The organism is Aminobacter sp. MDW-2 (genome assembly GCF_014250155.1).
GTDB lineage: Bacteria > Pseudomonadota > Alphaproteobacteria > Rhizobiales > Rhizobiaceae > Aminobacter > Aminobacter ciceronei.
Map to the genome: position 1 here is coordinate 4,379,875 of NZ_CP060197.1, position 23,206 is coordinate 4,403,080.

Consider the following 23,206-nt stretch of genomic DNA (forward strand, 5'->3'; position numbering starts at 1 on the left):
AGTCCCGTTCGTCCCTTTATTGTGCACTGCACCATAGCCGACAAATAGCGGTCATGGGTCCGCAAGACAATGCGCAGATAGCCGCTCCGTTCAAAAAAATCGAACAACACATGGCTACGGCCGGTAATCTGCTGTGATCCGATAAGGAATTGAGATTTAACGAAAAAAGGCATCGTTGCGGCAAAATGATGACAAAGCCGGCAACCAAGTTGACGCAGGGGCATCCCGGCTAGGCCGGGATGCGGATCACAACGTCGACTTCGCCGCTGTCGCGCATGGCAAAGGACGCGTCCTTGCCCTTCACGCCATCGACTTCTGCTTTCGCAGCTTTAGCGGCTTTGTCCCTCACCACACGCAACCTGTAGACGGCACCACCCAAACGGAGCGTCGCCGAATAACCTTCCCAATGCCTGGGAATGGCTGGTGCCACGACGAGCCTGTTGCCACGCTGGCTGATGCCGAGGATGCTTTCGACCGCCGCGCGATAGAGCCAGCCTGCCGAACCTGTGTACCAGGTCCAGCCGCCGCGGCCCGCCTTGGAGGCGTCGGCATAGACGTCGGCTGCCACCACATAGGGTTCGACCCTGTAGGTCTCGGCCGCCGCCTCGTCGAGCGCATGGTTGACCGGGTTGAGCATCGAGAAGCAGCGATAGGCCTCGTCGACCTGCCCCATTTCCGCCAAGGCAATGACAAACCAGGTCGCGGCATGGGTGTACTGACCGCCATTTTCCCGCACGCCAGGCGGATAGGACTTGATGTAGCCCGGCTCCTTGTCGGTTTCGGAAAATGGCGGGGTGAACAGCTTGATCAGCTTCAGCTCGTCATCGACCAGCATTTTGGTCGCCTGTGCCATCGCCGTGCGCGAACGTGCCGGATCGCCCTCGCCCGAAATGACGCTCCACGACTGTGCGATCGAGTCGATCTTGCATTCATCGGAGTTGCGCGAGCCGAGCGGCGTGCCGTCGTCGAAGCTGCCGCGGCGATACCACTCACCATCCCAGGCCGCATTCTCCAGCGCGCGCTTCAATGCCGTGGCATGCTTGTCCCAGGCGTTGGCGCGTTTTGAATCGCCCTCGGCCTTGGCCAGCGGGGCGAACTCTCCCAGCGTCCGCAGCAGGAACCAGCCGAGCCAGACGCTGTCGCCCTTGCCCTCCTCGCCGACGCGGTTCATGCCGTCGTTCCAGTCGCCGCCGAGGATCAGCGGCAGGCCGTTCTTGGCCGTCCGCTTGATGGCGAGGTCGAGCGCGCGGGCACAGTGCTCGTAGAGCGAGGCCTTCTTCTTGGACTGCTCCGGCGTGAAGAACGCATCGTGCTCGCCCGGGTTGAGCTGCTGACCTTCGATGAAGGGCAGTTGCTCGTTGAGGATCGCCGCATCGCCGGTCACCGTGACATAGCGCGCGGTGGCACTCGCCAGCCAGACGACGTCGTCGGAGATCATGGTGCGCACGCCGGCGCCGGTGCGCGGCAGCCACCAATGCTGCACGTCGCCTTCGGCAAACTGCCGGCCGGCGGCGTTCAGGATCTGCGCACGGGCAAGGCTTGCGTCGTGCATCAGGAGCGCCAGCGTGTCCTGCAGCTGGTCGCGGAAGCCGAAGGCGCCGCTGGCCTGGTAGAAGGCCGAGCGTGCACGGATGCGGCAGGCCAGGCTCTGGTAAGGCAGCCAGTTGTTGACCATGGCGTCGAGCGCCTTGTCGGGCGTCTCGACCTCGATGGTGCCGAGGAACGAACGCCAGTTCCGCTCGTTGTCGGCCAGCCTCTGTTCGAAATCGACCTTGAGATGGCGGGCGACCAGCGCGCTCGCCTCCTCGTCCGAACCGGCATCGCCGAGCAGCCAGAGCAGGGAGATCGAGCCACCGGCAGGCACCTCGACATCCCTCGAGATCGCAGCACAGGGATCGACACCCGCCTCGACGCGTCCGGTCAGATCGGCGCCGAGGGTCACGGCGCGCGGCGCCTCGACGGTGCCGCCCAAGCCGATGAACTCGTGGCGATCCGAGGTGACCGAGTTGGTCTTGCCGTCCATCGCCATGAAGGCGACACGCTCGCCGAAATCGAGGCCGTAGCTGTTGCGGGCGAACAGCGCGCCCGTCGCCTCGTCGAGCGACGGCACGATGTTGGGCGCAGTCCTGGCCCGACTGTTGCCCAGCACCCACTCGGCGTAGGCGTAGACCTTGAGCTTGGCCGGCACCGCGCCGGAGTTCTCGATCTTCAGCCTGGAAATGCGCACCGGATCGTTCGGATCGACGAGATGCGTCAGTTCGGTGGCCAAAGTGCCGCGCTTGGAGCGGAAGGTCGAGAAGCCCTGGCCGTGACGGGCTTCGTAGCTTGCGCCCGCGTCACGCGCCACCGCTGCAATCGGCGAACAGGTCCTGCCGCTGGCGCGATCGAAGACATAGATCGCCTCGCCCGGCCGGTTGGTGACCGGATCGTTCGACCATGGCGTCAGCTGGTAGTCGCGGCTGTTGCGGCTCCAGGTGAAGGCAGCGCCTTCCGCCGAAGCGTGGAAGCCGAAACCGCCATTGGCGATGACGTTGATCCAGGGCTGCGGCGTCGACCGGGCGCCATTGAGGCGCACGACATAGTCCCGGCCATTGGCGTCGAAGCCGCCGAAACCGTTCCAGTAGGACAGGCCGTCGCCGCCGCTCTTGCGGGCGCTGCGCGACGGCGAGGTCTGCAGTGCCGAGGTTTCCGGCCGGTCGGTCGCCTGGGCGGCGGTCAATGCGTCGCGGGCGGCAAGCGCTGCCGCCTCGGCGCGCTCGATCTGGTCAAAGATCGTGCCGTTGCGGGTGTGCAGGCAGACACGCGCGACGGCCAGCAGCGTGCGGTAGGATGCCTCGTCCATCAGGTCGCGGCGAACCGCGAAGATATGCTGGCGTGGTCCGAGTTCCTTGCCGCGCAGGCGGCTGTTCTCGCACAGATGCTCGATCGCCTGCTGCAGGTCCTGGACATAGGACGAGGCCTGCTCGTTGACGATGACGAGATCGGCGACGAGGCCGCGGGCGCGCATATATTCCTGGAAGCGCAGCGCCTGGGCGACGATCTCGATATCGGCGACGTCGCCGATCCGGATCGCCAGGATCGGGAAGTCGCCCGAGATCGCCATCGGCCACAGCGCCGACTGTCGGCCGAGGCCGGAGGCGATGGCATCCGCCGACAGGCGCAGGAACGGATCGGGATAGATCAGGAAGCGGGCCAGCTTCTGGACGTTTGCGGCGTCAGCCAGGTTGAGGCCGAGATGGCGCGTTTGCACCTGCGAGCGGGTCCAGGACAGCATGGCCTGGCGCTGGAAGCCTTCGGGGTGGTCGAGCTTGGCGACAGTCTCTTCGACCTCTTCGCGGGTCGAGCCGACGATGGTCCAATAGGTCAGCGTCACCTTCTTGTTGGCCGGCACGCGGACGCGGCGGCGCAGGGCCGCCACCGGATCGAGCGTGAAGCCGGCGCTGCCCGAAAGCTTGGCGCCCGGATCGAACGCCGCCGGATCTGATATGGTGCGGCCACGGCCGATGAAGGCGCGGCGGTCGGTCTCGGCCTCGGTGTCGCGCACGAAGCCCGACTGGTCGGTGACGAAATGCGCCGCGACGACCGAAGGCTCGTTGGCGGCGCGGGTGCGCCGCGTCGCCAGGATGGCGCTGCCATTGTGGGTGATCTCGGTCTCGACGAACATCTTGGAGAACGCCGGATGGGCGTTGTCATTGGCCTCGGGCGCCAGCACCAGCTCGGCAAACGACGTCACCTCGATGTGGCGGTCGACGGCAGCGTCGTTCCAGATGGTGACCTTGCGGGCCTCGCCATTGCCTTCGGAGACGACGATGCATTCGACCTCGCTGCGCAGCGTGCCGACCGTCTTGATGAAGCTCGCCTTGTCGTCGCAGAACAGGGTCTGGGTCTGCTCACCGGTGGCGCGCTTCGGCTCCGATGTCGCCGACCACCAGTCGCCGGTTTCGGTGTCGCGCAGGAACAGATAGGTGCCAAGCCGATCCTCGGTCGGATCCGGCTGCCAGCGCGTGATCGCCATGTCGTTCCAGCGGCTGTAGCCCGAGCCTGTCGCCGTGACCATGACCGAGTAGCGGCCATTTGACATCAGGTTGGTCGACCGCAGGGCGCGCATCGGATTGAGCACCAGGCGCGTATCGGCGCTGTGATCGGCGGTCTCGTCCTTGGTGTGTTCGGCCACCTCGGTGCGGACGGTGGCGACGGGAATGTCGCGCGGCGCCTTTTCCTGCAGCAGCAGTTCGGCCGCCTCGATCACCGGATCGCTGTGGAAGCGGTCGCGCATGCGGCCTTCGAAAATCGCATTGGCAATCGCCACGATCGACATGCCCTGGTGATGGGCCATGTAGTTGTAGACGACGGCGTGGTCGGTGCCTTCGGGCACACGCTGCGGCGTGTAGTCGACGGCGTCGTAATAGCCGTAGCGGCCAAGCGCGCCGAGCTTGCGCAGGCGCCTGAGATTGGCCGTCGCCTCGCTTGGCAGAAACTGTGCCGCCAGCACGGTCGCATAAGGCGCGATGACGGTGTTCTGGCCAAGGCCGCGCTTGAGGCCGAGCCCCGGCACGCCGAAATTGGTGTACTGGTAGGTCAGTTCGCGGTCGCGGCCGTTATAGGCAGCCTCCGAGATGCCCCACGGAATGCCTTTCGAGCGGCCATACTGGATCTGCCGGTGGACGATCAGCTTGTTGGTCTGGTTGAGGATGCCGCCCTGCGGCTCCTTCATCACCAGCGGCGGCATCAGATACTCGAACATCGAGCCCGACCACGACATCAGCGCGCCCTGGAAGCCGATCTCGACGATCGGACGGCCGAGGCGGAACCAATGCTCGGTCGAGATGTCGCCCTTGGCGATGCCGAACAGGCTGGTCAGCCGTGCTTCGGAGGCAAGCAGGTCGTAGCAGCTTTCGTCGAGCTGGTGCTCCTCGACGCGGTAGCCGATGGACAGAAGCTTGCGCTCGTTGCGCATCAGGAACGAGAAATTCATCTCGAAGGCGAATTTGCGGGTGCGTTCGCGCAGTTCCATCAGCTTGCTGCGCAGGGCCGCGACCGCCTGGTCATCGCTGTGCGCGTCATGCACATGCGCCTCGCAGGTGACTTCCAGCGTCCTCGCCCAGTCGGCAAGCACTTCGCTCTTGGTCGAGGCCGCTTCGGTGTGGATCGCGCCCGCCAGCTTGCGGATTTCGCCTGACAAGACGGCCAGGTTGATGGTGCGGATCGAGGCCATTTCCGGCTGCGACTTGATGGTTTCCACGGCCCGGCGCATGCCGTCGATGCGGTCGATCAGGCGCTGGCGCAGCGGCCTCAGCTGGCGGCGGTCGTCAGGCAGGTCGGCGACGCTCTCCTCGATGATCGAAACGATGTCGAGAATGCCCTCGAAATCGCCCTGGAGATGGACCGAGGGCGCCTCGGCCCATTCCGAACAGGCGGCGGCAACCGCCACGAGATGGCCGGCGAGATTGCCGCTGTCGACACTCGAGACATAGAGCGGATAGAGCGGCCTGAGGTTTGTCGTGTCGTACCAGTTGTAGAGATGGCCGCGGTAGCGCTCCATCTTTTCGATGGTCGAGACGGTGGCGTCGATGCGCGACACCGCGTCCGCCAGGCTGATCCAGCCGAAGTCGCGGGCCGAGACGACCGACAGCAAATACACGCCGATATTGGTCGGCGAGGTGCGCGTGGCAATCACGCCGGTCGGGTTTTCCTGGAAATTGTCAGGCGGCAGGAAGTTCTGCTCCGCCGTGACGAAGGTCTCGAAATAGTGCCAGGTGCGGCGTGCCACGGTGCGCAGGGTGTGGACGTCCCAGGGCGCGACATGCAGCCGGTCTTCGGTTTCGGCCGAGCGGCTGATCAGCCAGGCAAAAGCCGGCGAACCGGCCCAGAAGATGGCGAAGGCGAAGGCAACGAAGGCGCCGGTCGAATCCGTCATCACAGGCAGGACCAGGCCGACGGCGGCGATGATCACCGCGCCATACATCATGCGGTAATAGGCAGCGAGGTCGTTGCCGCCCGACTTGTGCGCCTGCGAGGCGGTGCGCCATTCCAGAAGGTTCTCGCGGCTGACGAACAGGCGATAGAGCGTGCGGATGATCGCATCGCCCATCATCCAGGCCAGATGCGCCATCAACACGACCTTGAGCGCCACCATCGCGGTGCCGAAGGCAAGGTCGCGGCCGAGCGCGCTGAAATGGCCGCGCGGGGTCGCTTCGCGGTTCTTGGGCAGGATTGCGTCGATGATGTCGAAGGTCGGCGCCATGAACAGGCTGAGGATCAGCAGCGCCTGCCATTGCGCGGCCTGGGTGAAGGGCAGCAGCGTCCAGCCGGCAATCGCCGCCATGACCCAGAAGATCGGCGTCAGCGAGCGCCTGAGATTGTCGACCATCTTCCAGCGCGACAGCGCCGGCACGCCCGACTTCGGGTCGAAGATGTAGCCGAGCAGCTGCCAGTCGCCACGCGCCCAGCGATGCTGGCGCGAAGCGTCGACCGAGTAGCGGGTCGGATAGTCCTCGACCACCTCGACGTCGGTGACCAGTGCCGAGCGGGCGAGCGCGCCTTCGAGCAAATCGTGGGACAGGATGGTGTTTTCGGCGATGCGCCCCTTGAGCGCGGCTTCCATCGCGTCGACATGGTAGAGGCCCTTGCCGGTGAAGGTGCCTTCGCCGAAGACGTCCTGGTAGAGATCGGACACGGCAAAGACGTAAGGGTCGAGGCCGCGATGGGCTGAAAACACGCGCTGGAAGAACGAGGCTTCGTCGCCCGTCGTCAGCGACGGCGTCACGCGCGGCTGCAGGATGGCGTAGCCTGAGGTCACCAGGCGCTTCTCTGCGTCGAACTCCGGCCGGTTGAGCGGGTGGCACATCTTGCCGACCAGCTTGGTGACGACGCCGCGCGTCATGCGCGTGTCGGCGTCGAGGGTGACGACGTGAACGACATTGTCAGGCAGCGGCGTATCGGTCGGCAGGAAGGTGGTGTCGGCGTCGCCGCGCAGCAAAAGGTTCAGCTCGTGCAGCTTGCCACGCTTGCGCTCCCAGCCCATCCAGCAGCCCTGCGACGGGTTGAACAGCCGGCGACGGTGCAGCAGGTAGAAACGCGCAGCACCCTCGCTGGGATAACGCTGGTTGAGCCTGGCGATCTCGCGACGGGCATAGTCATAGATCTCGCGGTCGCCGACGGAGATTTCGGCCTGGCTGTCGGGCCAATCGGAGAGCACGGCGAAATGGATCTCGCCCGTCATGTTGGCGAGGTGATGGATCTCGATGTTGCGGATGTTCTCCTCGACATCGTCGCGCGAGCCGATCAGCGACGGCACCACCACCAATGTCCGGGCTTCCGCCGGCACCCCGTCCTTGAACTCGTAGCCGATCAGGCGGGTCGGCTCGAGAAACTTCAGCACGATGGTGTTGAAGAAGGCGAGCGCACCCTCGCTGGCCGGAACCGAAAACAGCACCAGCATCACCACCACCGCCGCCGTCGGCAGGCCCAGCGCAGCCAGCGCGTTACCAGCCAGCAGAAGCAGTAGAACGGTCAGGGCAAAGACCGGGAGGGCAATGCCGAGCCAGTTGGTCTTGCGGAAGGCGCGGTTGACGATGCGTCCGATGGTCGGGCGGTAACCGATCGACTGTTCCAGCTCCTGCCGGCGCGGACCGACGAGGAAGAAACCGACGTCAGAGCGTTCCTTCTGCAGACCCGAAGGATCCTCTGATGAAGCAGGCGCTTCCTTGAGCGCAAAATCGGTCGCCTGTTCGGCGACTTCCTTGCTTGCAAAGGCGGTCGCCTGTTCGGCGACCTGGAATTCCGACAGCTTGGAGTGACGCGCCAGTTCCTCGATCGCGGTGCGATACTGGTCGCGCGAGGCGAAGTCGAGTTCGGCAAAATTGGTGCGCTCGCGCAGCAGCGTGTCGACGCGGCTGACATCCTCGAACCAGACCGTCCAGTCCTGGTCATTGATCAGGCGCAGGCCACGAATGATGTTGCCGGTCGTGACGTTGCCGGAAGACAACGTGTGGTGCTCGCCGATGATGATCTCTTCGGCGTCGCTGCCCGACTTCTCGAGCTCGTTCTCAAGCCAGATCAACGCCTTGCCGGCGTTCTGCGAACCGTCGCGCAAGCGATAGAGCAACTGCGTCGCAAAGGTCGTGTCGCGGGCGTGGGCAGCATAGGCCCTGAGCAGGGCCAGGCCGTCGTCCTGCTCCTGCACGCTCTGCAGGCGGTCGGCGACGTCGTTGGCGATTGCGCGCATTTCGCGGGCGCGGTTCACGCGGACGGCGATGCGGCGCAGATTCTCGACCAGAACGAAACGCAGCAGCGACGGCAGCGCCCAGAGCTCGCCGATATGCAGCGGCTCGACGGCCTGGTAACCCTCGACGATCGCCTTGAACATATGCGCCGAAACGGTGCTGTCGGAATGGGCGACATAGACCCAGGCGATGGCCAGCGCGCGCGGCACCAACTGGCCGTTGCCGAGATCGATCGTCGGCAATTCGCGGTAGAAGCGCTTGGGCAGGTCGCGCTTGACCTGGTAGATGGTCTCTTCGACCAGATAGTTGTTGTCGAGCAGCCATTGCGCCGCCGGCGTGATCGGCTCGCCCCTGCCCTGCGCGGCATTGGTGTCGCGATAGACCTGGAGGATCTTCTTGGCGCTCTCGCGGATGCGGGCGTGGAAGTCGAAGGCTTCGAGACCGAAATAGGAGCGCAGCTCCTTGCGGGCCATGCTCTCGCCCGTCGCGCGCAGCCGGTCCTCATGCAGCACCGTCGCCCTGATCGGCTGTTCGGCCACGGCCGGAAAACTCGGCACTACGTCTTTGATCCGGCGCGGGTCGGTCTGAATATTCATCTACAGCATTTCCGTTTGACAGAAAGTCCGCAGCGCCTGCCGGCGTCGCGGACCTGCCACATAAACCGTTTCAAACAAGAATTGGTTGCATGCAACCAACAGGTCGATTGAGCGCTCTTGCACCTGGATGGAGTGAAAATATGGCGTCGGCGCCGCCAATCTCCCTCCGCGCCTCATAGCAGTGCAGGGCCGCGAGCGGAACGCAAGGATTGGGGCTTTTTCGTGTTCGCATGATGAATCTTTGCCATATTTCAGGCGCTGCGCGTCAACCTTCGCAACACCGGCATTTCTTCAGCCGAATTTCAGGCCACCACCGTGGCCAAACGGGCTTCGAACCGCTCAGCCGCCACTCAGCCGCCGCGGGGCAACACGGTGTAGACCCTGACCACGAAGGCATGGAATTCGGCCATGTAGTTCTTGAGGAATTCGGCGGTGCCTTCATTTGTCACCTCGCCCTCGTCGGTGATCAGTCCTGGCTTGAACTGGATGTAGGCTTCGGGCGCGTTCATCTGCGGCGAGTTGCAGAAACTCAGCACGCTGCGCAGGCTTTGCTGGGCGACAGCGGTGCCGATCGCGCCGGGCGAGGTGCCGATGACAGCAGACGGTTTGCGGGTGAAGGAATTGGTGCCGTAAGGCCGGCTCGCCCAGTCGATGGCGTTCTTGAGGCCGCCGGGGATCGAGCGGTTGTATTCGGGCGTGACAAACAGCACGGCATCGACGCCGGCCAGTGCCTTCTTGAAGGCGCGCGCCGGCGGCGGAAAGTCGGCGTCGTAGTCATAGCTGTAGAGCGGCAGGTCGCGAAACTGGATCTCTTCCATCTCGAGGTGCTTGGGCGCGAGCCGGACCAGCGCCTTGGCGAGCTTGCGGTTGATCGACGCTGTGGCAAGGCTGCCGACGAAATAGCCGACCTTGTAGGTGTCCATGGCACATACTCCACTGCGCCGCGCGATCTGGATCGCCGGCCTGACCTACCCGTCCCCCAGGGGAGTGTTTGCCAGTTCCGCGCCGATGTCACGACGATTTTGGAGATTGCCCTGTTATATCAGGCGAATGGAGACCTTGAGAAGCGATACCGGCCCGTTCGGCGCGACCGTCAAGCTGGCCGGCCCGTCATCTGAATAGAGCGTATCGAAGGCCGCGACCGCTTCGCTGCCGATGCGCGCCGCACCTGATGCGACGAAGACCAGGCTGATGCCCTGCCCCAGGGCGATTTCGCCCGGGTCCGAAAATTCCAGCCGCTCGACAGCATGGCTGACACGGTCGCGCCGGGTCATGACGTTGAAGTCGAGCACCGGCCCGTCGATGAGCACGGCCTCGGTGCCGACATCGCCCGGGAAAGCGTAAGGCTGCGACTGCGGAGACAACGCCACCGGTGCGGCATCGCCCGCTGCAAGCTGCATCGTGCCCGACAGAACGGTCAGCGTCCGGTCGATGCCGGCAAAGACCGAAAACGGCCCGCCGCCGGCCACCTGCGCCATCGAGATGCGCCAGTCGAAGGCGTCGAGCCCGGCCGCGGACGGCCAGGCCAGGATTTCTGTCGTCACGCCGCCGCTGTTCTTCCACGGCATGGGGCGGCAGTCGGCGTGACGGATGATGCGCGCTGCCATTACGCCAGCCAGCCCATGCTGATCGCCAGCCAGGCGATCGGAGCGGTGACCAGAATGCTGAGAGCGGTGCGGATATACCAGATGATGATCAGGTCCCGGAAAGACAGAGGGATGGACGTCGCCAGCACGCACGGGATCGATGCCGACAAAAACAGCACCTGGCTGACCGACACGACCGCGGCAACGAACCTCAGCCCGAGATCGGCTTCTTTCAGCAGGATCGCCGGCAGGAACATTTCCGCCAGACCGGAAGCCAGCGACTTTGCGGCAAGCATCGGATCGTTAAACTGCGCCAGCCAGGTGAATGGATACAGCGCCAGACCCAGTATGTCGAAGATCGGCGTGTATTTGGCCGCCAACAGGCCGAGAAGCCCGACCGCCATGATGCTGGGAAGGATGATCGATGCCATGCGCAGGCCGTCGATGAAGGTGTCGCGCAGCAGCGCGTGCAGCTGCGGAGCCGCCTGGGCCTGGTCGAGGCCGACATCGATCGCCGTCTGGAGGCGGGACTTTCCGGCCGCAAGCGGCTGGTCGCGGTTGGCGGGATGATCCTTGCCGGAGATCGGCCAGATCCGGGCGGTGATTGCCGAAACGACGAACGTCACGACGAAGGTGGTCCAGAAGTAGAGGTTCCAGTTGCCCATCAGGCCGAGGGTCTTGGCGACGATGATCATGAAGGTTGCCGAAACGGTCGAGAAGCCGGTGGCGATGATCACCGCCTCGCGGACGGTGTATTTGCCTTCCTTGAAGACCCGGTCGGTGATCAGCAGCGCCAGCGAATAGCTGCCGACAAAGGACGCAACCGCATCGATGGCCGACCAGCCCGGCGTCCGCCAGACCGGCCGCATGACCGGCTGCACAAGCACACCCGTGAACTCCAGCAGGCCGTAGCCGACGAGGAAAGCGAGCGCCAAAGCGCCGATCGGCACGATCAGCCCGACCGAGAGCACCAGCTTGTCGAACAGGAAGGGCAACATGTCGGGGGCAAAGAAAGTCTCCGGCCCGACCCCGGTGAGATACATGACCGAGAGCCCGAGCCCGAGGACACGCAGGGCCGAAAAGATTGCTTCGGTGACGTTCCTGTTCCAGGAACCGCGAACGAACGGGCCGATGGCGCCATAGGCGATCAGCAGACAGACGAAGGCAACCGCCACGGGGCGCAACTGGACCGCCAGCGCGGTCGCGGCATGATCAAGGAGGATGGTGGATTTTGTGCCGATCGTGACCGGTACGAAAAAGAAGACTATGCCAATGAGGCTGAAAAGCACAAGTTTCAGGCCGGCGCCGGCCCGCGATCCGCCTTCATGGCTGGTGATATCGGTCATGAGGGTCCTCCTCCCAGTAAGTCAACAAGATGCGAGGCGGCACCGGGTGCCGCCTCGCAAGGTCGATCAGTTTCAAAGGATTCCGGGCAGGTTGAGGCCCTTGTCCCTGGCGCAGTCGAGCGCGATGTCGTAGCCGGCATCCGCATGGCGCATGACGCCGGTCGCCGGGTCGTTCCACAACACGCGCTCGAGACGGCGGGCGGCATCCTCGGTGCCGTCGGCGCAGATGACCACGCCCGAATGCTGCGAGAAGCCCATGCCGACGCCGCCGCCATGGTGCAGCGACACCCAGGTGGCGCCCGAGGCGGTGTTGAGCAGCGCGTTGAGCAGCGGCCAGTCAGAGACGGCGTCCGAGCCGTCCTTCATCGCCTCGGTCTCGCGGTTCGGCGAAGCGACCGAGCCGGAGTCGAGGTGATCGCGGCCGATGACGACAGGCGCCTTGAGCTCACCCTTGGCGACCATCTCGTTGAAGGCGAGGCCGAGGCGGTGGCGGTCGCCGAGGCCGACCCAGCAGATGCGCGCCGGCAGGCCCTGGAAATGGATGCGCTTGGCCGCCATGTCGAGCCAGTTGTGCAGGTGCTTGTTGTCGGGCAGCAGTTCTTTCACCTTGGCGTCGGTCTTGTAGATGTCCTCGGGATCGCCCGAAAGGGCTGCCCAGCGGAACGGTCCGATGCCGCGGCAGAACAGCGGCCTGATGTAGGCCGGCACGAAGCCCGGGAAGTCGAAGGCGTTCTCGACGCCCTCTTCCTTGGCGACCTGGCGGATGTTGTTGCCGTAGTCGACGGTCGGGATGCCCATCTTGTGGAAGTCGAGCATCGCCCTGACGTGCACTGCCATCGAGGCACGCGCCGCCTTTTCGACCGCCTTGGGGTCGCGCTCGCGCTTTTCTTCCCATTCGGCAACGGTCCAGCCGATCGGCAGGTAGCCGTTGACGGGGTCATGCGCCGAGGTCTGGTCGGTCACCGCATCCGGCTTGACGCCGCGCTTGACCAGTTCGGGCAGGATTTCGGCGGCATTGCCGAGAAGGGCGACCGAAATCGCCTTCTTGTCCTTGCAAGCCCTGTCGATGATGGCGAGCGCATCGTCGAGATCCTTGGCCTGGACGTCGACATAACCGGTCTTGAGGCGCATCTCGATGCGGCTTGCCTGGCATTCGATGGCGAGGCAGGCGGCACCGGCCATGGTCGCGGCCAGCGGCTGGGCGCCGCCCATGCCGCCGAGGCCGGCGGTCAGGATCCAGCGGCCGGCGAGGTCGCCGCCGAAATGTTGGCGGCCCATCTCGACGAAGGTCTCGTAGGTGCCCTGAACGATGCCCTGGCTGCCGATATAGATCCACGATCCCGCGGTCATCTGGCCGTACATCATCAGGCCCTTCTTATCGAGGGCGTTGAAGTGGTCCCAGTTGGCCCAGTGCGGCACCAGGTTGGAGTTGGCGAGCAGCACGCGCGGCGCATCCTTGTGGGTGCGGAACACGCCAACCGGCTTGCCCGACTGGATCAGCAGCGTCTCGTCGCCTTCGAGCTTGCGCAGGGCAGCGACGATGCGGTCGTAGCTGTCCCAGTCGCGGGCAGCACGGCCGATGCCGCCATAGACGACGAGCTCGCCCGGCTTTTCGGCGACGATCGGGTCGAGATTGTTCATCAGCATGCGCAGCGGCGCTTCGGTCAGCCAGCTCTTGGCGGTGAGCTCGGTGCCGGTGGCGGCGCGGATGACGCGGGCATTGTCGATGCGGGAATGTTGGGTCATTACGAAAACCTCCCTAGGAGTGTCGGCTGCCCGCCCAGGCGAGCGCGGTTTCAAGGATCTTGGTGAGCGTCGCGCGCATCGGTGCGGCGAATTCGGGATCGTAGCGGCTCGGCCAGTTGGCCGGTTCGACCTTGCCTGTCGGCTCGAGCATGTAGCCGCGGCAGGACAGTTCCATCTGCAAGGCATGGACGCCCTGCTCCGGCTGGCCGTGCCGGCGGGTGATCCAGCCGCCCTTGAAGCGGCCATTGACCACCCAGGGCCTGCCGCTGGCTGCCATCAGCGATGCGACCTGTTCCTGCAAGGCGGGATCGGCACTCTTGCCGGAATTGGTGCCGAGGTTGAACAGCGGCAGCTTGCCGTCGAACAGCCTGGGGATGACCGAGCGGATCGAATGGCAGTCATAGAGCACGATCTCGGGATGCAGTGCCCTGAGACGGACGATCTCGCCTTCGAGCGCTGCATGATAAGGATCGTAATAGGTCTGGCGACGCCTTGCGACTTCGGCCTCGTCGGGCTCCTGTCCTTCGTTGTAGAGGGCCTCGCCGTCGAAGGTCGTGGTCGGGCAGAGTTCGGTCGTCGCCTGGCCGGGATAGAGCGAGGCACCGGAGGGGTCGCGATTGACGTCGATGATCGAGCGCGACACCGTGGTGCGCACCACCGTTGCACCGAGGCCGGCGGCAAAATCATAAAGCTGCTCGATCCACCAGTCGGTGTCGCGCCGCGCCAGCCAGCGCGACACGAACAGATCGTCGAGCCCGGCAAGGTCTATGCCGGTGTGAGGGATGCTGACGAGCAGCGGGGCGTCGCCGCGCTGGACCGTCAACCAGGGCGCGCCGCTCATCTTTCGCCACCCGAGATCTCGGGCAGGCGGACGCCGGCGATCGCCTGGACGATGGCGCCGCTGCGGACAAGGGCGATGGCCTTTTCCATGTCGGGGTGGAAATGGCGGTCGTCGTCAAGATGCGGAATCTGGGCACGAACGAGCTTGCGCACGGCTTCGAGCGCCGAACTCGAGGCCAGCGGCGCATGGAAGTCGCAGCCCTGGGCCGCGGCAAGCAGCTCGATGCCGAGCACGCCATTGGCGTTTTCGATCATGCCGAGCAGCCGGCGGGCGCCATGGGCGGCCATCGAGACGTGGTCTTCCTGGTTGGCCGAAGTCGGGATCGAATCGACGCTGGCCGGATAGGCCTTCTGCTTGTTCTCGGAGACCAGCGCGGCGGCCGTGACCTGCGGGATCATGAAGCCGGAGTTGAGGCCGGGCTTCGGCGTCAGAAACGCCGGCATGCCCGACAGGGCCGGATCGACCAGCATGGCGATGCGGCGTTCCGACAGCGAGCCGATCTCGCAGACGGCAAGGGCGATCATGTCGGCGGCAAATGCCACCGGCTCGGCGTGGAAATTGCCACCCGACAGCGCGGTGTCGTCCTCGGTGAAGATCAGCGGATTGTCGGTGACGCCGTTGGCCTCGGTGCCGAGCGTCTCGGCGGCCTGGCGCAACAAGGTCAGGGCAGCACCCATGACCTGCGGTTGGCAGCGCAGGCAGTACGGATCCTGGACACGCTCGTCGCCGATGCGGTGGCTTTCGCGAATAGCGCTGCCGGCCATCAGATTGCGCAGCGTCTCAGCCGTCTCGATCTGGCCGCGGTGCTTGCGCAGGATATGGATGCGCGGGTCGAACGGCGCATCCGAGCCCTTGGCGGCATCGGTCGACAGCGCGCCTGACACCAGCGCCGAATGATAGAGGTTTTCCGCCTCAAACAGAGCGGCGAGCCCGTAAGCGGTCGAGAACTGGGTGCCGTTGAGCAGCGCCAGGCCTTCCTTGGCGCCCAGGGTGATCGGCTCGAGTTCGTGGGTAACGAAAGCGACCTTGGCCGGCACGATGCCATGCGGGGTGTGGCAGTCGCCGACGCCGATCATCGTTGCGGTCATGTGCGACAGCGGCGCCAGATCGCCCGAGGCGCCGACCGACCCTTGCGCCGGCACGACCGGAATGACGCCCTTGGCGAGCATCTGCTGCAACAGGTCGATGGTCTGTTCGCGCACGCCGGAGGCGCCCTGCGCCAGGCTGGCGAGCTTGAGCGCCATCATCAGGCGGGTCACGGCAACCGGCATCGCCTCGCCGACGCCGGCGGCATGGCTGAGCACGATGTTGCGCTGGAGCGTTTCGAGGTCATTGGCCGGGATGCGGACGCTGGCGAGCTTGCCGAAGCCGGTGTTGATGCCATAGACCGGCTCGCCCTTGGCAACGATCCGCGCCACCGTCTCCGCGCTGGCCTTGATCCCGGGACGGCAGGCCGGATCGAGTTCAGGAACGGCGCCGCGATAGATGGCGCGCCAGTCGGCAAGCGTGGCATTGCCGGGGTTCAATATAAGCGTGGTCATTTTCCCCTCCAGATACGGGCATGGAGCGGGTTGAACCCCATGCGATAGACAAGTTCGGCCGGGCTTTCGATGTCCCAGATGGCGAGATCGGCCCATTTTCCTTTTTCGAGCGTGCCGGTCTCGGTGCGCAGCCCGAGCGCGCGGGCGGCCTCGCGGGTGGTGCCGGCGAGGCATTCCTCGACCGTCATGGCAAACAGGGTCGCTGCCATGTTCATGGTCAGAAGCAGCGAGGTCAGCGGCGAGGTGCCGGGATTGTTGTCGGTGGCAACCGCCATCCTGACGCCGTGGCGGCGGAACAGCTCGACCGGCGGCTTTTTGGTCTCGCGGATGAAATAGAAGGCGCCGGGCAGGATGACGGCGACCGTGCCTGCCGCAGCCATTGCGGCGGCACCGGCGTCATCGGTGTATTCGAGATGGTCGGCCGACAGCGCACCATAATGTGCGGCAAGGGCCGCACCGCCGAGATTGGACAGCTGGTCGGCATGGAGCTTGACCGGCAGGCCCTTGGCGCGCGCGGCGTCGAAGACACGCGTGATCTGCGCGGTCGAGAATGCGATGCCCTCGCAGAAGCCGTCGACGGCGTCGGCAAGGCCCTCGGCCGCGATCCTGTCAAGCATCGGGCCGGCAACGAGGTCGATATAGGCGTCCTTGTCGCCGTTGGCTTCCGGCGGCAGCGCGTGCGCCCCGAGGAAAGTGGTGCGCACGGTCACCGGCCGCAGTTCGGCCAGGTGCCTTGCGGCGCGCAGCGACTTGGCTTCGTTGTCGAGGTCGAGACCGTAGCCCGACTTGACTTCGACGGTGGTGACACCTTCTGAAACCAGCGCATCGAGGCGCGGCAAGGTCTGGGCCACCAGATCGGACTGGCTCGCCGCGCGCAGCGCCTCGACCGACGAGACGATGCCGCCCCCTGCCCGCGCCACCTCTTCATAGGTCGCACCCGCCAGCCGCATCTCGAACTCGTTGGCGCGGTTGCCGGCATGGACGAGATGGGTGTGGCAGTCGATCAGGCCCGGCGTGATCCAGCGCCCCTCGCAGTCGATGAGGTCGGCACCGTCGCGCAGAGCCTGGGGCATGTCGGCTTCCGGGCCAGCAAAGACGATGCGGCCGTCACGGGCGGCAATCGCACCGTTTTCGACAATGCCAAGGCCGGTGGCAGCTTCAGCCAGCGTCGCCAGCCGCGCATTGCGCCAGATTCTTGCCGATGTCGCTGATTGGTTGCCAGCCATCATCTTTTTCGTTTCCTCCAACTGCGATTATGTATATACATATCAGAAAGGCGATGCAAGTGCTATCGTGCACATGAAAGGTGAGGAGATTCTGGTGGCGACGATCTTTGCGGAACAGGCGCTGCTGGCCGACGGCTGGCAACGCAACGTGCGGATGACATTGGCCGGCGGCCGCATCGCGACGGTGGAAACAGGCACGGCCGCTCAGCCCGGCGACGAGCGCCACGCCATTGTCCTGCCCGGCATGCCCAATCTGCACAGCCATGCCTTCCAGCGCGGCATGGCCGGCCTCGCCGAAATCCGCGGGCCGTCGTCGGACAGCTTCTGGTCCTGGCGGGAGGTGATGTACCGCTTCGCGCTGTCGATGACACCGGAGCAGGTCGAGGCGGTCGCAGCCCAGCTCTATGTCGAAATGCTGGAGGCCGGTTTTTCTCGCGTCGGCGAGTTCCACTATCTCCATCACGACCGCGACGGCAGCCCCTATGCCAACATCGCCGAGATGGCCGAACGCATCGCGGCGGCCTCTGTCGATACCGGCATCGGGCTGACCTTGCTGCCGGTGTTCTACGCCCATTCGGGTTTCGGCGGCGCGCCCGCCAATGACGGCCAGCGCCGATTCATCAACGATACGAATCGCTTCGCCAGGCTTTTTGAGAGGTGCGGCGAAGCGCTGAAGGGCATCAACGGTGCGGTGCTCGGCCTTGCGCCGCACAGCCTGCGCGCCGCAACGCCTGACGAACTGGCCATAGTCACCGCGCTGACGTCAGGCCCTGTTCACATCCACATCGCCGAACAGGTCAAGGAAGTCGAAGACTGCGTCGCCTGGTCGGGCGCCCGGCCGGTGGAATGGCTGCTTAGCCACGCCGATGTCGACAGGCGCTGGTGCCTGATTCACGCCACCCACATGACCGAAGCCGAGACGATCGCCATGGCGCGGTCGGGCGCGGTCGCCGGCCTGTGCCCGATCACCGAGGCCAATCTCGGCGACGGCGTCTTTGCCGCACCGCTGTTTGTCGAACATGGCGGCAAATACGGCGTCGGCTCGGATTCGAATGTCGAGATCGGCCTCAGTGGCGAACTCAGGATGCTCGAATATTCGCAGCGCCTCGCCCATCGCGCCCGCAATGTGCTTGCCACCTCAGGCCAGTCGACCGGCCGCGCCTTGTTCGATGCGGCACTTGGCGGCGGCGCGCAGGCGCTCGGCGTGGGCACGGCGGGACTTGGCGCCGGCGCTGCCGCCGATTTCGTCTCGCTCGCGCCCACCCACCCGACGCTTGCCGGCAAGTCGGACGACGCCATTCTCGATGCCTGGATCTTCGCCTCGGGCGGAAAAGTCGACTGTGTCTGGGCAAATGGCCGCAAAGTCGTGACTGATGGCGCACATTTCCGCAGGGATGCTATTGCGGCCCGGTTTCGTAACGTGATGATGGAACTGACGGCGGCGTGAGAAAGGGAGACTGGGGTGTCCGATTCGATAGCGGAGATGGTTGAAGAGACGGTTGGCGGCGATGCATCGACATCGCTCTACCAGCGCATCCTCAACGACATCAGGGACCGCATCGTCTCGGGCGAATGGGAGCCCGGCTACCGCATTCCGTTCGAACACGAGCTGACCGAGCAATATGGCTGCTCGCGCATGACCGTGAACAAGGCGCTGTCGCAGCTCGCCAAGGCCGGGCTGATCGAAAGGCGGCGCCGCTCCGGCAGCTTCGTGCGCCGGCCGCAATCGCAGGCGGCGGTGCTCGAAATCCACGACATCCGCGTCGAGGTCGAAGCGCTCGGCCTGCCCTATCGCTACGAGCTGATGGCCCAGACCAGACGGCGCGCCACGACGGTCGACCGCGACAGGCTCGGCCCCGGCCCGTCGACCGCAGGCCAGGTCCTGGCCTTGCAGTGCCTGCATTATGCCGGGGTGCGTCCATTCTGCGTCGAGGACCGGCTGATCAGCCTCGCCGCCGTGCCCGAAGCCGCCGATCAGGAGTTTCGCAAATCGGCGCCCGGGCCGTGGCTGATCGGACAGGTGCCATGGAGTGCTGCCGAACATGTCATTCGCGCCGCCTCCGCCGATGGCGAGACGGCCGCCGACCTTGGCCTCGCCAATGGCGCGCCCTGCCTGATCATCGAAAGGCGGACCTGGAGCGCGGAGCGCCCGGTCACCCATGTGCGCTTCACCTATCCGGCCAATGCGCATGCCGTGGTAGCGCGCTTCACGCCGTCCGACGGCTAGGCGATTTTGAGCGAGCATCCGGCGGCGGCGGCATGCAGCTCAGTCCTGCCCGCCCAGGCGGTCTTGAACAAAGGCTTTCATCTCACGCCAATCAGCTTCGATTGTCGCCGTGCATGTCGCGCCCCATGAAAAACGTCCAGATCATCGACGGCGCTGAGAACGCCACCTTCAGCGTGTTCCAGGCAGCGGAGGAGGAGTTTGCCGCCATCTTCCCGGCCGAACGCGACATGGAATTGATCGAAGACCTGATCGAGCGGCTCGGCAAGAAGGCCGCAGGCTCGGTCCTGGCGCAGTTGTGGAGCCGTCCCGTGCTGAAGCGCGATGCCTTGGGAATTCATGGCACCCTGTTCTACGACAATCAGCATCGACGACCCCATATGCCGTTGTCGAAGCGTGAAGTCGATTGGGACGATGGCTCCGTCAACCAGGCTCAGCGGGACCTGTTCGCCAGACACCGTTAGTTTTTCCAAGTCGCCTCGATGCAGAATCAGAAACGCCGCGCATCCCCTTGGATACGCGGCGTTCTTTGGGCTTCGAGCCGAAACGCGTCGCTTATGCAGCGGCGGTGACGATGATCTCGACCTTGTATTCCGGGCCGGCCAGCTTGGCTTCGCCAGTGGCGCGCGCCGGCGTGTTGCCCTGCGGCACCCAGCCATCCCAGACCGAGTTCATCTCGGCGAAGGTCGACATGTCGTCGAGCCAGATGATCGCCTGCAGGATCTTGGTCTTGTCGGTGCCGGCCTTGGCGAGCAGCGCGTCGATCTCGGCCAGGATGGCCTTGGTCTGCGCGGCAACGCTTTCGCCCGGGGCGCCGACCTGGCCAGCCAGGTAAACGGTGTTGTTGTGGATGACGATCTGGCTCATGCGGGGGCCGACATCGATACGACGAACGCTCATGGGTGGGTCTCCTTCCGTTAGGGGTGGCCCTTCTTAGATTTTGCCACCTCCCCGGGCAAGGCCGCAGTGGTCGAATTGCGTGGGCCAGCGGCTTTGCCGCACCGATCCACCGCTTTGTCGCCCGACCTCGTTGACTAATGTAATAACATCACATATCCAAGGACCAGTTCGCTGCGACAAAGCATGAAGCCGATGACCGACGCCTGCCTGACATTCAAGGACCTGACGCTTGGCTACAACAGCCATCCGGCAGTGCACCATCTCAGCGGCTCGATCAGCTCGGGATCGCTGACCGCCGTGATCGGCGCCAATGGCTCGGGCAAATCCACTTTGATGAAGGGCATCGTTGGCGTGCTGAAGCCGATGGCCGGCATCTGCACCGTCACACCGGGCAAACGCGTCGCCTATCTGCCGCAGCAGTCCGAACTCGACCGCAGCTTCCCGGCCCGCGTCGTCGATCTCGTCTCGCTCGGTCTCTGGCCGAGGCGCGGCCTGCTTGGCCGCTATTCCACGGAAGACCGCGATGCCGTCTCCAGGGCGCTGATGGCGGTTGGCCTCGAAGGTTTCGAAAAGCGCGCCATCGACACGCTGTCGGGCGGCCAGCTGCAGCGCGCCCTGTTTGCCCGTGTGCTGGTGCAGGATGCCGATCTGATCCTGCTCGACGAACCGTTCAACGCGGTCGACGCCAAGACTGTCGGCGACCTGATCCAGCTGATCCAGCGCTGGCATGGCGAAAGCCGCACGGTGCTGGTCGTCGCCCACGACCTCGAACTGGTGCGCGCACATTTCCCGCACACGCTGCTTCTGGCCCGGCGGCCGGTCGCCTGGGGCGAAACGCGCGAGGTGCTGCGCCCGGAAAACCTGCTCAAGGCGCGCCGTTTCGACGAGGCCTGGCATGACGATGCGCCCTGGTGCGAGCCGGACGACGGGCACGGCCATGCGCATTCCCACGCTCATGGACATGAACACGCGCATTCCCACACAGAGGGACATGACGGGCATCACCATCACGATCACGGCGAGGTCCATGATCGTCCCGACCATGAATCCGGCCCCCGGGCAGCGTGACCTTCGCCATGTATGAGTTCCTGATCGCTCCCTTCGTCGAATTCGGCTTCATGCAGCGCGCGCTGGCCGGCTCGCTGATGCTGGCGCTGGGCGCCTGCCCGGTCGGCGTCTTCCTGATGCTGCGGCGCATGAGCCTGACCGGCGATGCCATGGCGCACGCCATCCTGCCCGGTGCTGCCGCCGGCTTCCTGCTTTATGGCCTGCAGATCGTGCCGATGACCATTGGCGGGCTGATCGCCGGCGTCATCGTGGCGCTCGGCGCAGGTGCTGTGTCACGCTTCACCGTGCAGCGCGAAGACGCCTCGATGGCGGCGTTCTACCTGATTTCGCTGGCGCTCGGCGTGCTGATCGTGTCGCTGCGCGGCTCGAGCGTCGACCTGATGCATGTGCTGTTCGGCACCGTGCTGGCGCTCAATGACGACGCGCTGACGCTGATCGCGCTGATATCGGGCCTGACGCTGCTGACGCTCGCCATCTTCTGGCGCGCACTCGTCGCCGAATGCCTCGATCCGCTGTTTCTGCGCTCGGTCAGCCGGCTCGGCACGCCTGTCCATTTCATCTTCCTCGGCCTCGTCGTGCTCAATCTCGTCGGCGGCTTCCAGGCGCTCGGTACGCTGCTTTCGGTCGGCCTGATGATGTTGCCGGCAGCTGCGGCACGCTTCTGGACGGCGCGCGTCGAGCCGATGTGCGCGCTCGCCTTCGGCTTCGGCGCCATCTCCTGCATCGCCGGCCTGCTGGTGTCCTACCACGCCTCCCTGCCCTCGGGCCCGGCCATCATCCTGTCTTCAGGCGCGATCTATCTCGCCTCCATCCTTTTCGGCACACGCGGCGTCTTCAACACCAAGCTGCGCCGCCACCGCCACCGCACCGCCTGATCCGCTTCAACATGGAGAGACACATGCTCAGAACAATTGGCTTCGCCTCGCTTATGAGCGTTATAACATTAACGTCGCTGACCACGATTTCGGCCGCAGCCGAACCGCTGAAAGTGGTGGCGAGCTTCTCGATCATCGGCGATTTCGCCAGAAATGTCGGCGGCGACCGCATCGAGCTGACCACACTCGTCGGCCCCGACGGCGACGCCCATGTCTATGAACCTTCGCCCGCCGATGCGGTGAAGATGTCCAAGGCCGATGTCGTGCTGGTCAACGGCCTGCAGTTCGAGGGTTTCTTGCAGCGGCTTGTCGAGGCCAGCGCCACCAAGGCGTCGGTCGTCGAGCTGACCAAGGGCGTCGAGCCGATCAAGATGAAGGAAGAACATGAGCACGCCACTGAGGCAGGCGGTGATGACCACCATCACGGCGACCTCGACCCGCATGCCTTCCAGTCGATCGCCAATGCCAAGATCTATGTGAAGAACATCGCCGACGCCTTCTGCGCGGCGGATGCCGCCGGTTGCGATGCCTACAAGAGCAACGCCGACGCCTATACGGCCAAACTCACCGCGGCCGAGACCGAGGTCAAGGAAGCGGTGGCATCGATCCCCGAGGCGAAGCGCACCGTCATCACCTCGCATGACGCCTTCGGCTATTTCGAAAACGCCTATGGCCTGACCTTCCTGGCCCCCGAAGGCATTTCGACCGAAGCCGAGGCCTCCGCTGCCGACGTGGCGGCCCTGATCTCGCAGGTTCGCGGCGACAAGGCGTCGGCGATCTTCGTCGAAAACATCACCAATCCGCGCCTTGTCGAGCAGATTTCGGCCGAAACCGGGGTCAAGGTCGGCGGCACGCTCTACTCCGATGCCCTGTCCAAGGCCGACGGCCCTGCCGCAACCTATATCGAGATGATGAAGTCCAACATCGCCACCATCAAGGGCGCGATCCTCGGCAGCTAGGACTGCCCGTCCGAAGCACCGGCGGCCCGCGCGATCGGGCTGCCGCACGACCCGACCAGCCTGGTGAAGGCGG

General features: G+C 64.9%; 15 protein-coding genes. 6 read left to right on the forward strand and 9 right to left on the reverse strand.

Annotation, left to right across the window (positions count from 1 at the left end; translation table 11 throughout):
* Positions 1 to 229: 229 nt before the first annotated feature.
* From H5P29_RS21610 to hutI, 8 genes are all read right to left on the reverse strand, one after another.
* Entirely contained in the window at positions 230 to 8,821 is an 8,592-nt protein-coding gene (locus H5P29_RS21610) for a GH36-type glycosyl hydrolase domain-containing protein (RefSeq protein ID WP_154385423.1), read from the reverse strand.
* Positions 8,822 to 9,171: 350 nt separating this feature from the next.
* The gene (locus H5P29_RS21615; RefSeq protein ID WP_154385424.1) at positions 9,172 to 9,744 is read right to left on the reverse strand and encodes an NADPH-dependent FMN reductase; all 573 of its coding nucleotides are present in this window, start codon (positions 9,742 to 9,744) and stop codon (positions 9,172 to 9,174) included.
* A gap of 114 nt (positions 9,745 to 9,858) precedes the next feature.
* On the reverse strand, positions 9,859 to 10,428 hold the full coding sequence (locus H5P29_RS21620; protein ID WP_154385425.1) for a HutD family protein: 570 nt from the start codon (positions 10,426 to 10,428) through the stop codon (positions 9,859 to 9,861).
* The gene (locus tag H5P29_RS21625; protein WP_154385426.1) at positions 10,428 to 11,753 is read right to left on the reverse strand and encodes a YjiH family protein; all 1,326 of its coding nucleotides are present in this window, start codon (positions 11,751 to 11,753) and stop codon (positions 10,428 to 10,430) included. The genes H5P29_RS21620 and H5P29_RS21625 overlap by 1 nt, the downstream gene beginning before the upstream one ends.
* A 72-nt stretch (positions 11,754 to 11,825) precedes the next feature.
* A complete protein-coding gene (gene hutU / locus H5P29_RS21630) occupies positions 11,826 to 13,499 on the reverse strand; it encodes a urocanate hydratase (RefSeq protein WP_154385427.1) in 1,674 nt (557 codons plus the stop codon).
* A 13-nt stretch (positions 13,500 to 13,512) separates the two neighbouring features.
* Entirely contained in the window at positions 13,513 to 14,340 is an 828-nt protein-coding gene (gene hutG / locus H5P29_RS21635) for an N-formylglutamate deformylase (RefSeq protein ID WP_067963253.1), read from the reverse strand.
* Positions 14,337 to 15,881: a histidine ammonia-lyase gene (gene hutH / locus H5P29_RS21640; protein WP_154385428.1), complete on the reverse strand. Its 1,545-nt coding sequence runs from the start codon at positions 15,879 to 15,881 to the stop codon at positions 14,337 to 14,339. Before hutH ends, hutG begins: the two co-directional genes overlap by 4 nt.
* Positions 15,878 to 17,110 (reverse strand): imidazolonepropionase, encoded by a 1,233-nt coding sequence (gene hutI, locus H5P29_RS21645; protein ID WP_154385429.1) that lies wholly within the window; start codon positions 17,108 to 17,110, stop codon positions 15,878 to 15,880. Before hutI ends, hutH begins: the two co-directional genes overlap by 4 nt.
* A 91-nt stretch (positions 17,111 to 17,201) precedes the next feature.
* Between hutI and H5P29_RS21650 the strand changes: the two genes are divergently transcribed.
* The 3 genes from H5P29_RS21650 (at position 17,202) to H5P29_RS21660 (ending at position 19,795) form a co-directional block, all read left to right on the forward strand.
* Positions 17,202 to 18,554 carry a formimidoylglutamate deiminase gene (locus H5P29_RS21650; RefSeq protein WP_157097103.1) on the forward strand — a complete coding sequence of 451 codons (1,353 nt, stop codon included), beginning with the start codon at positions 17,202 to 17,204 and terminating at the stop codon, positions 18,552 to 18,554.
* Positions 18,555 to 18,590: 36 nt separating this feature from the next.
* Positions 18,591 to 19,334, forward strand: coding sequence for a histidine utilization repressor (hutC, locus tag H5P29_RS21655; RefSeq protein WP_154385511.1), 744 nt, complete (start codon positions 18,591 to 18,593; stop codon positions 19,332 to 19,334).
* 125 nt (positions 19,335 to 19,459) lie between these two features.
* Positions 19,460 to 19,795 carry a hypothetical protein gene (locus H5P29_RS21660; RefSeq protein ID WP_154385430.1) on the forward strand — a complete coding sequence of 112 codons (336 nt, stop codon included), beginning with the start codon at positions 19,460 to 19,462 and terminating at the stop codon, positions 19,793 to 19,795.
* A 91-nt stretch (positions 19,796 to 19,886) separates the two neighbouring features.
* On the opposite strand, the gene H5P29_RS21665 is transcribed toward H5P29_RS21660, so the two are convergent.
* Positions 19,887 to 20,231, reverse strand: a complete 345-nt coding sequence (locus tag H5P29_RS21665; protein ID WP_055979001.1) for a RidA family protein — start codon at positions 20,229 to 20,231, stop codon at positions 19,887 to 19,889.
* A 192-nt stretch (positions 20,232 to 20,423) separates the two neighbouring features.
* On the opposite strand from H5P29_RS21665, the gene aztA reads away from it, so the two are divergent.
* The 3 genes from aztA to aztC are packed head-to-tail and all read left to right on the forward strand — an operon-like array spanning position 20,424 to position 23,133.
* Complete coding sequence (aztA, locus tag H5P29_RS21670; RefSeq protein ID WP_154385431.1) at positions 20,424 to 21,299, forward strand: zinc ABC transporter ATP-binding protein AztA; 876 nt, start codon at positions 20,424 to 20,426, stop codon at positions 21,297 to 21,299.
* An 8-nt stretch (positions 21,300 to 21,307) separates the two neighbouring features.
* On the forward strand, positions 21,308 to 22,174 hold the full coding sequence (gene aztB / locus H5P29_RS21675) for a zinc ABC transporter permease AztB (RefSeq protein WP_154385512.1): 867 nt from the start codon (positions 21,308 to 21,310) through the stop codon (positions 22,172 to 22,174).
* A gap of 23 nt (positions 22,175 to 22,197) precedes the next feature.
* Entirely contained in the window at positions 22,198 to 23,133 is a 936-nt protein-coding gene (gene aztC, locus H5P29_RS21680) for a zinc ABC transporter substrate-binding protein AztC (RefSeq protein WP_154385432.1), read from the forward strand.
* The last annotated feature ends 73 nt before the right edge of the window (positions 23,134 to 23,206 follow it).

Bases quoted from the DNA above. Each gene is read 5' to 3' on its own strand.
- H5P29_RS21610 (WP_154385423.1), bottom strand. From the start codon at position 8,821: ATGAATATTCAGACCGACCCGCGCCGGATCAAAGACGTAGTGCCGAGT.
- H5P29_RS21615 (WP_154385424.1), bottom strand. From the start codon at position 9,744: ATGGACACCTACAAGGTCGGCTATTTCGTCGGCAGCCTTGCCACAGCG.
- H5P29_RS21620 (WP_154385425.1), bottom strand. From the start codon at position 10,428: ATGGCAGCGCGCATCATCCGTCACGCCGACTGCCGCCCCATGCCGTGG.
- H5P29_RS21625 (WP_154385426.1), bottom strand. From the start codon at position 11,753: ATGACCGATATCACCAGCCATGAAGGCGGATCGCGGGCCGGCGCCGGC.
- hutU (WP_154385427.1), bottom strand. From the start codon at position 13,499: ATGACCCAACATTCCCGCATCGACAATGCCCGCGTCATCCGCGCCGCC.
- hutG (WP_067963253.1), bottom strand. From the start codon at position 14,340: ATGAGCGGCGCGCCCTGGTTGACGGTCCAGCGCGGCGACGCCCCGCTG.
- hutH (WP_154385428.1), bottom strand. From the start codon at position 15,881: ATGACCACGCTTATATTGAACCCCGGCAATGCCACGCTTGCCGACTGG.
- hutI (WP_154385429.1), bottom strand. From the start codon at position 17,110: ATGATGGCTGGCAACCAATCAGCGACATCGGCAAGAATCTGGCGCAAT.
- hutC (WP_154385511.1), top strand. From the start codon at position 18,591: ATGGTTGAAGAGACGGTTGGCGGCGATGCATCGACATCGCTCTACCAG.
- H5P29_RS21660 (WP_154385430.1), top strand. From the start codon at position 19,460: ATGAAAAACGTCCAGATCATCGACGGCGCTGAGAACGCCACCTTCAGC.
- H5P29_RS21665 (WP_055979001.1), bottom strand. From the start codon at position 20,231: ATGAGCGTTCGTCGTATCGATGTCGGCCCCCGCATGAGCCAGATCGTC.
- aztA (WP_154385431.1), top strand. From the start codon at position 20,424: ATGACCGACGCCTGCCTGACATTCAAGGACCTGACGCTTGGCTACAAC.
- aztB (WP_154385512.1), top strand. From the start codon at position 21,308: ATGTATGAGTTCCTGATCGCTCCCTTCGTCGAATTCGGCTTCATGCAG.
- aztC (WP_154385432.1), top strand. From the start codon at position 22,198: ATGCTCAGAACAATTGGCTTCGCCTCGCTTATGAGCGTTATAACATTA.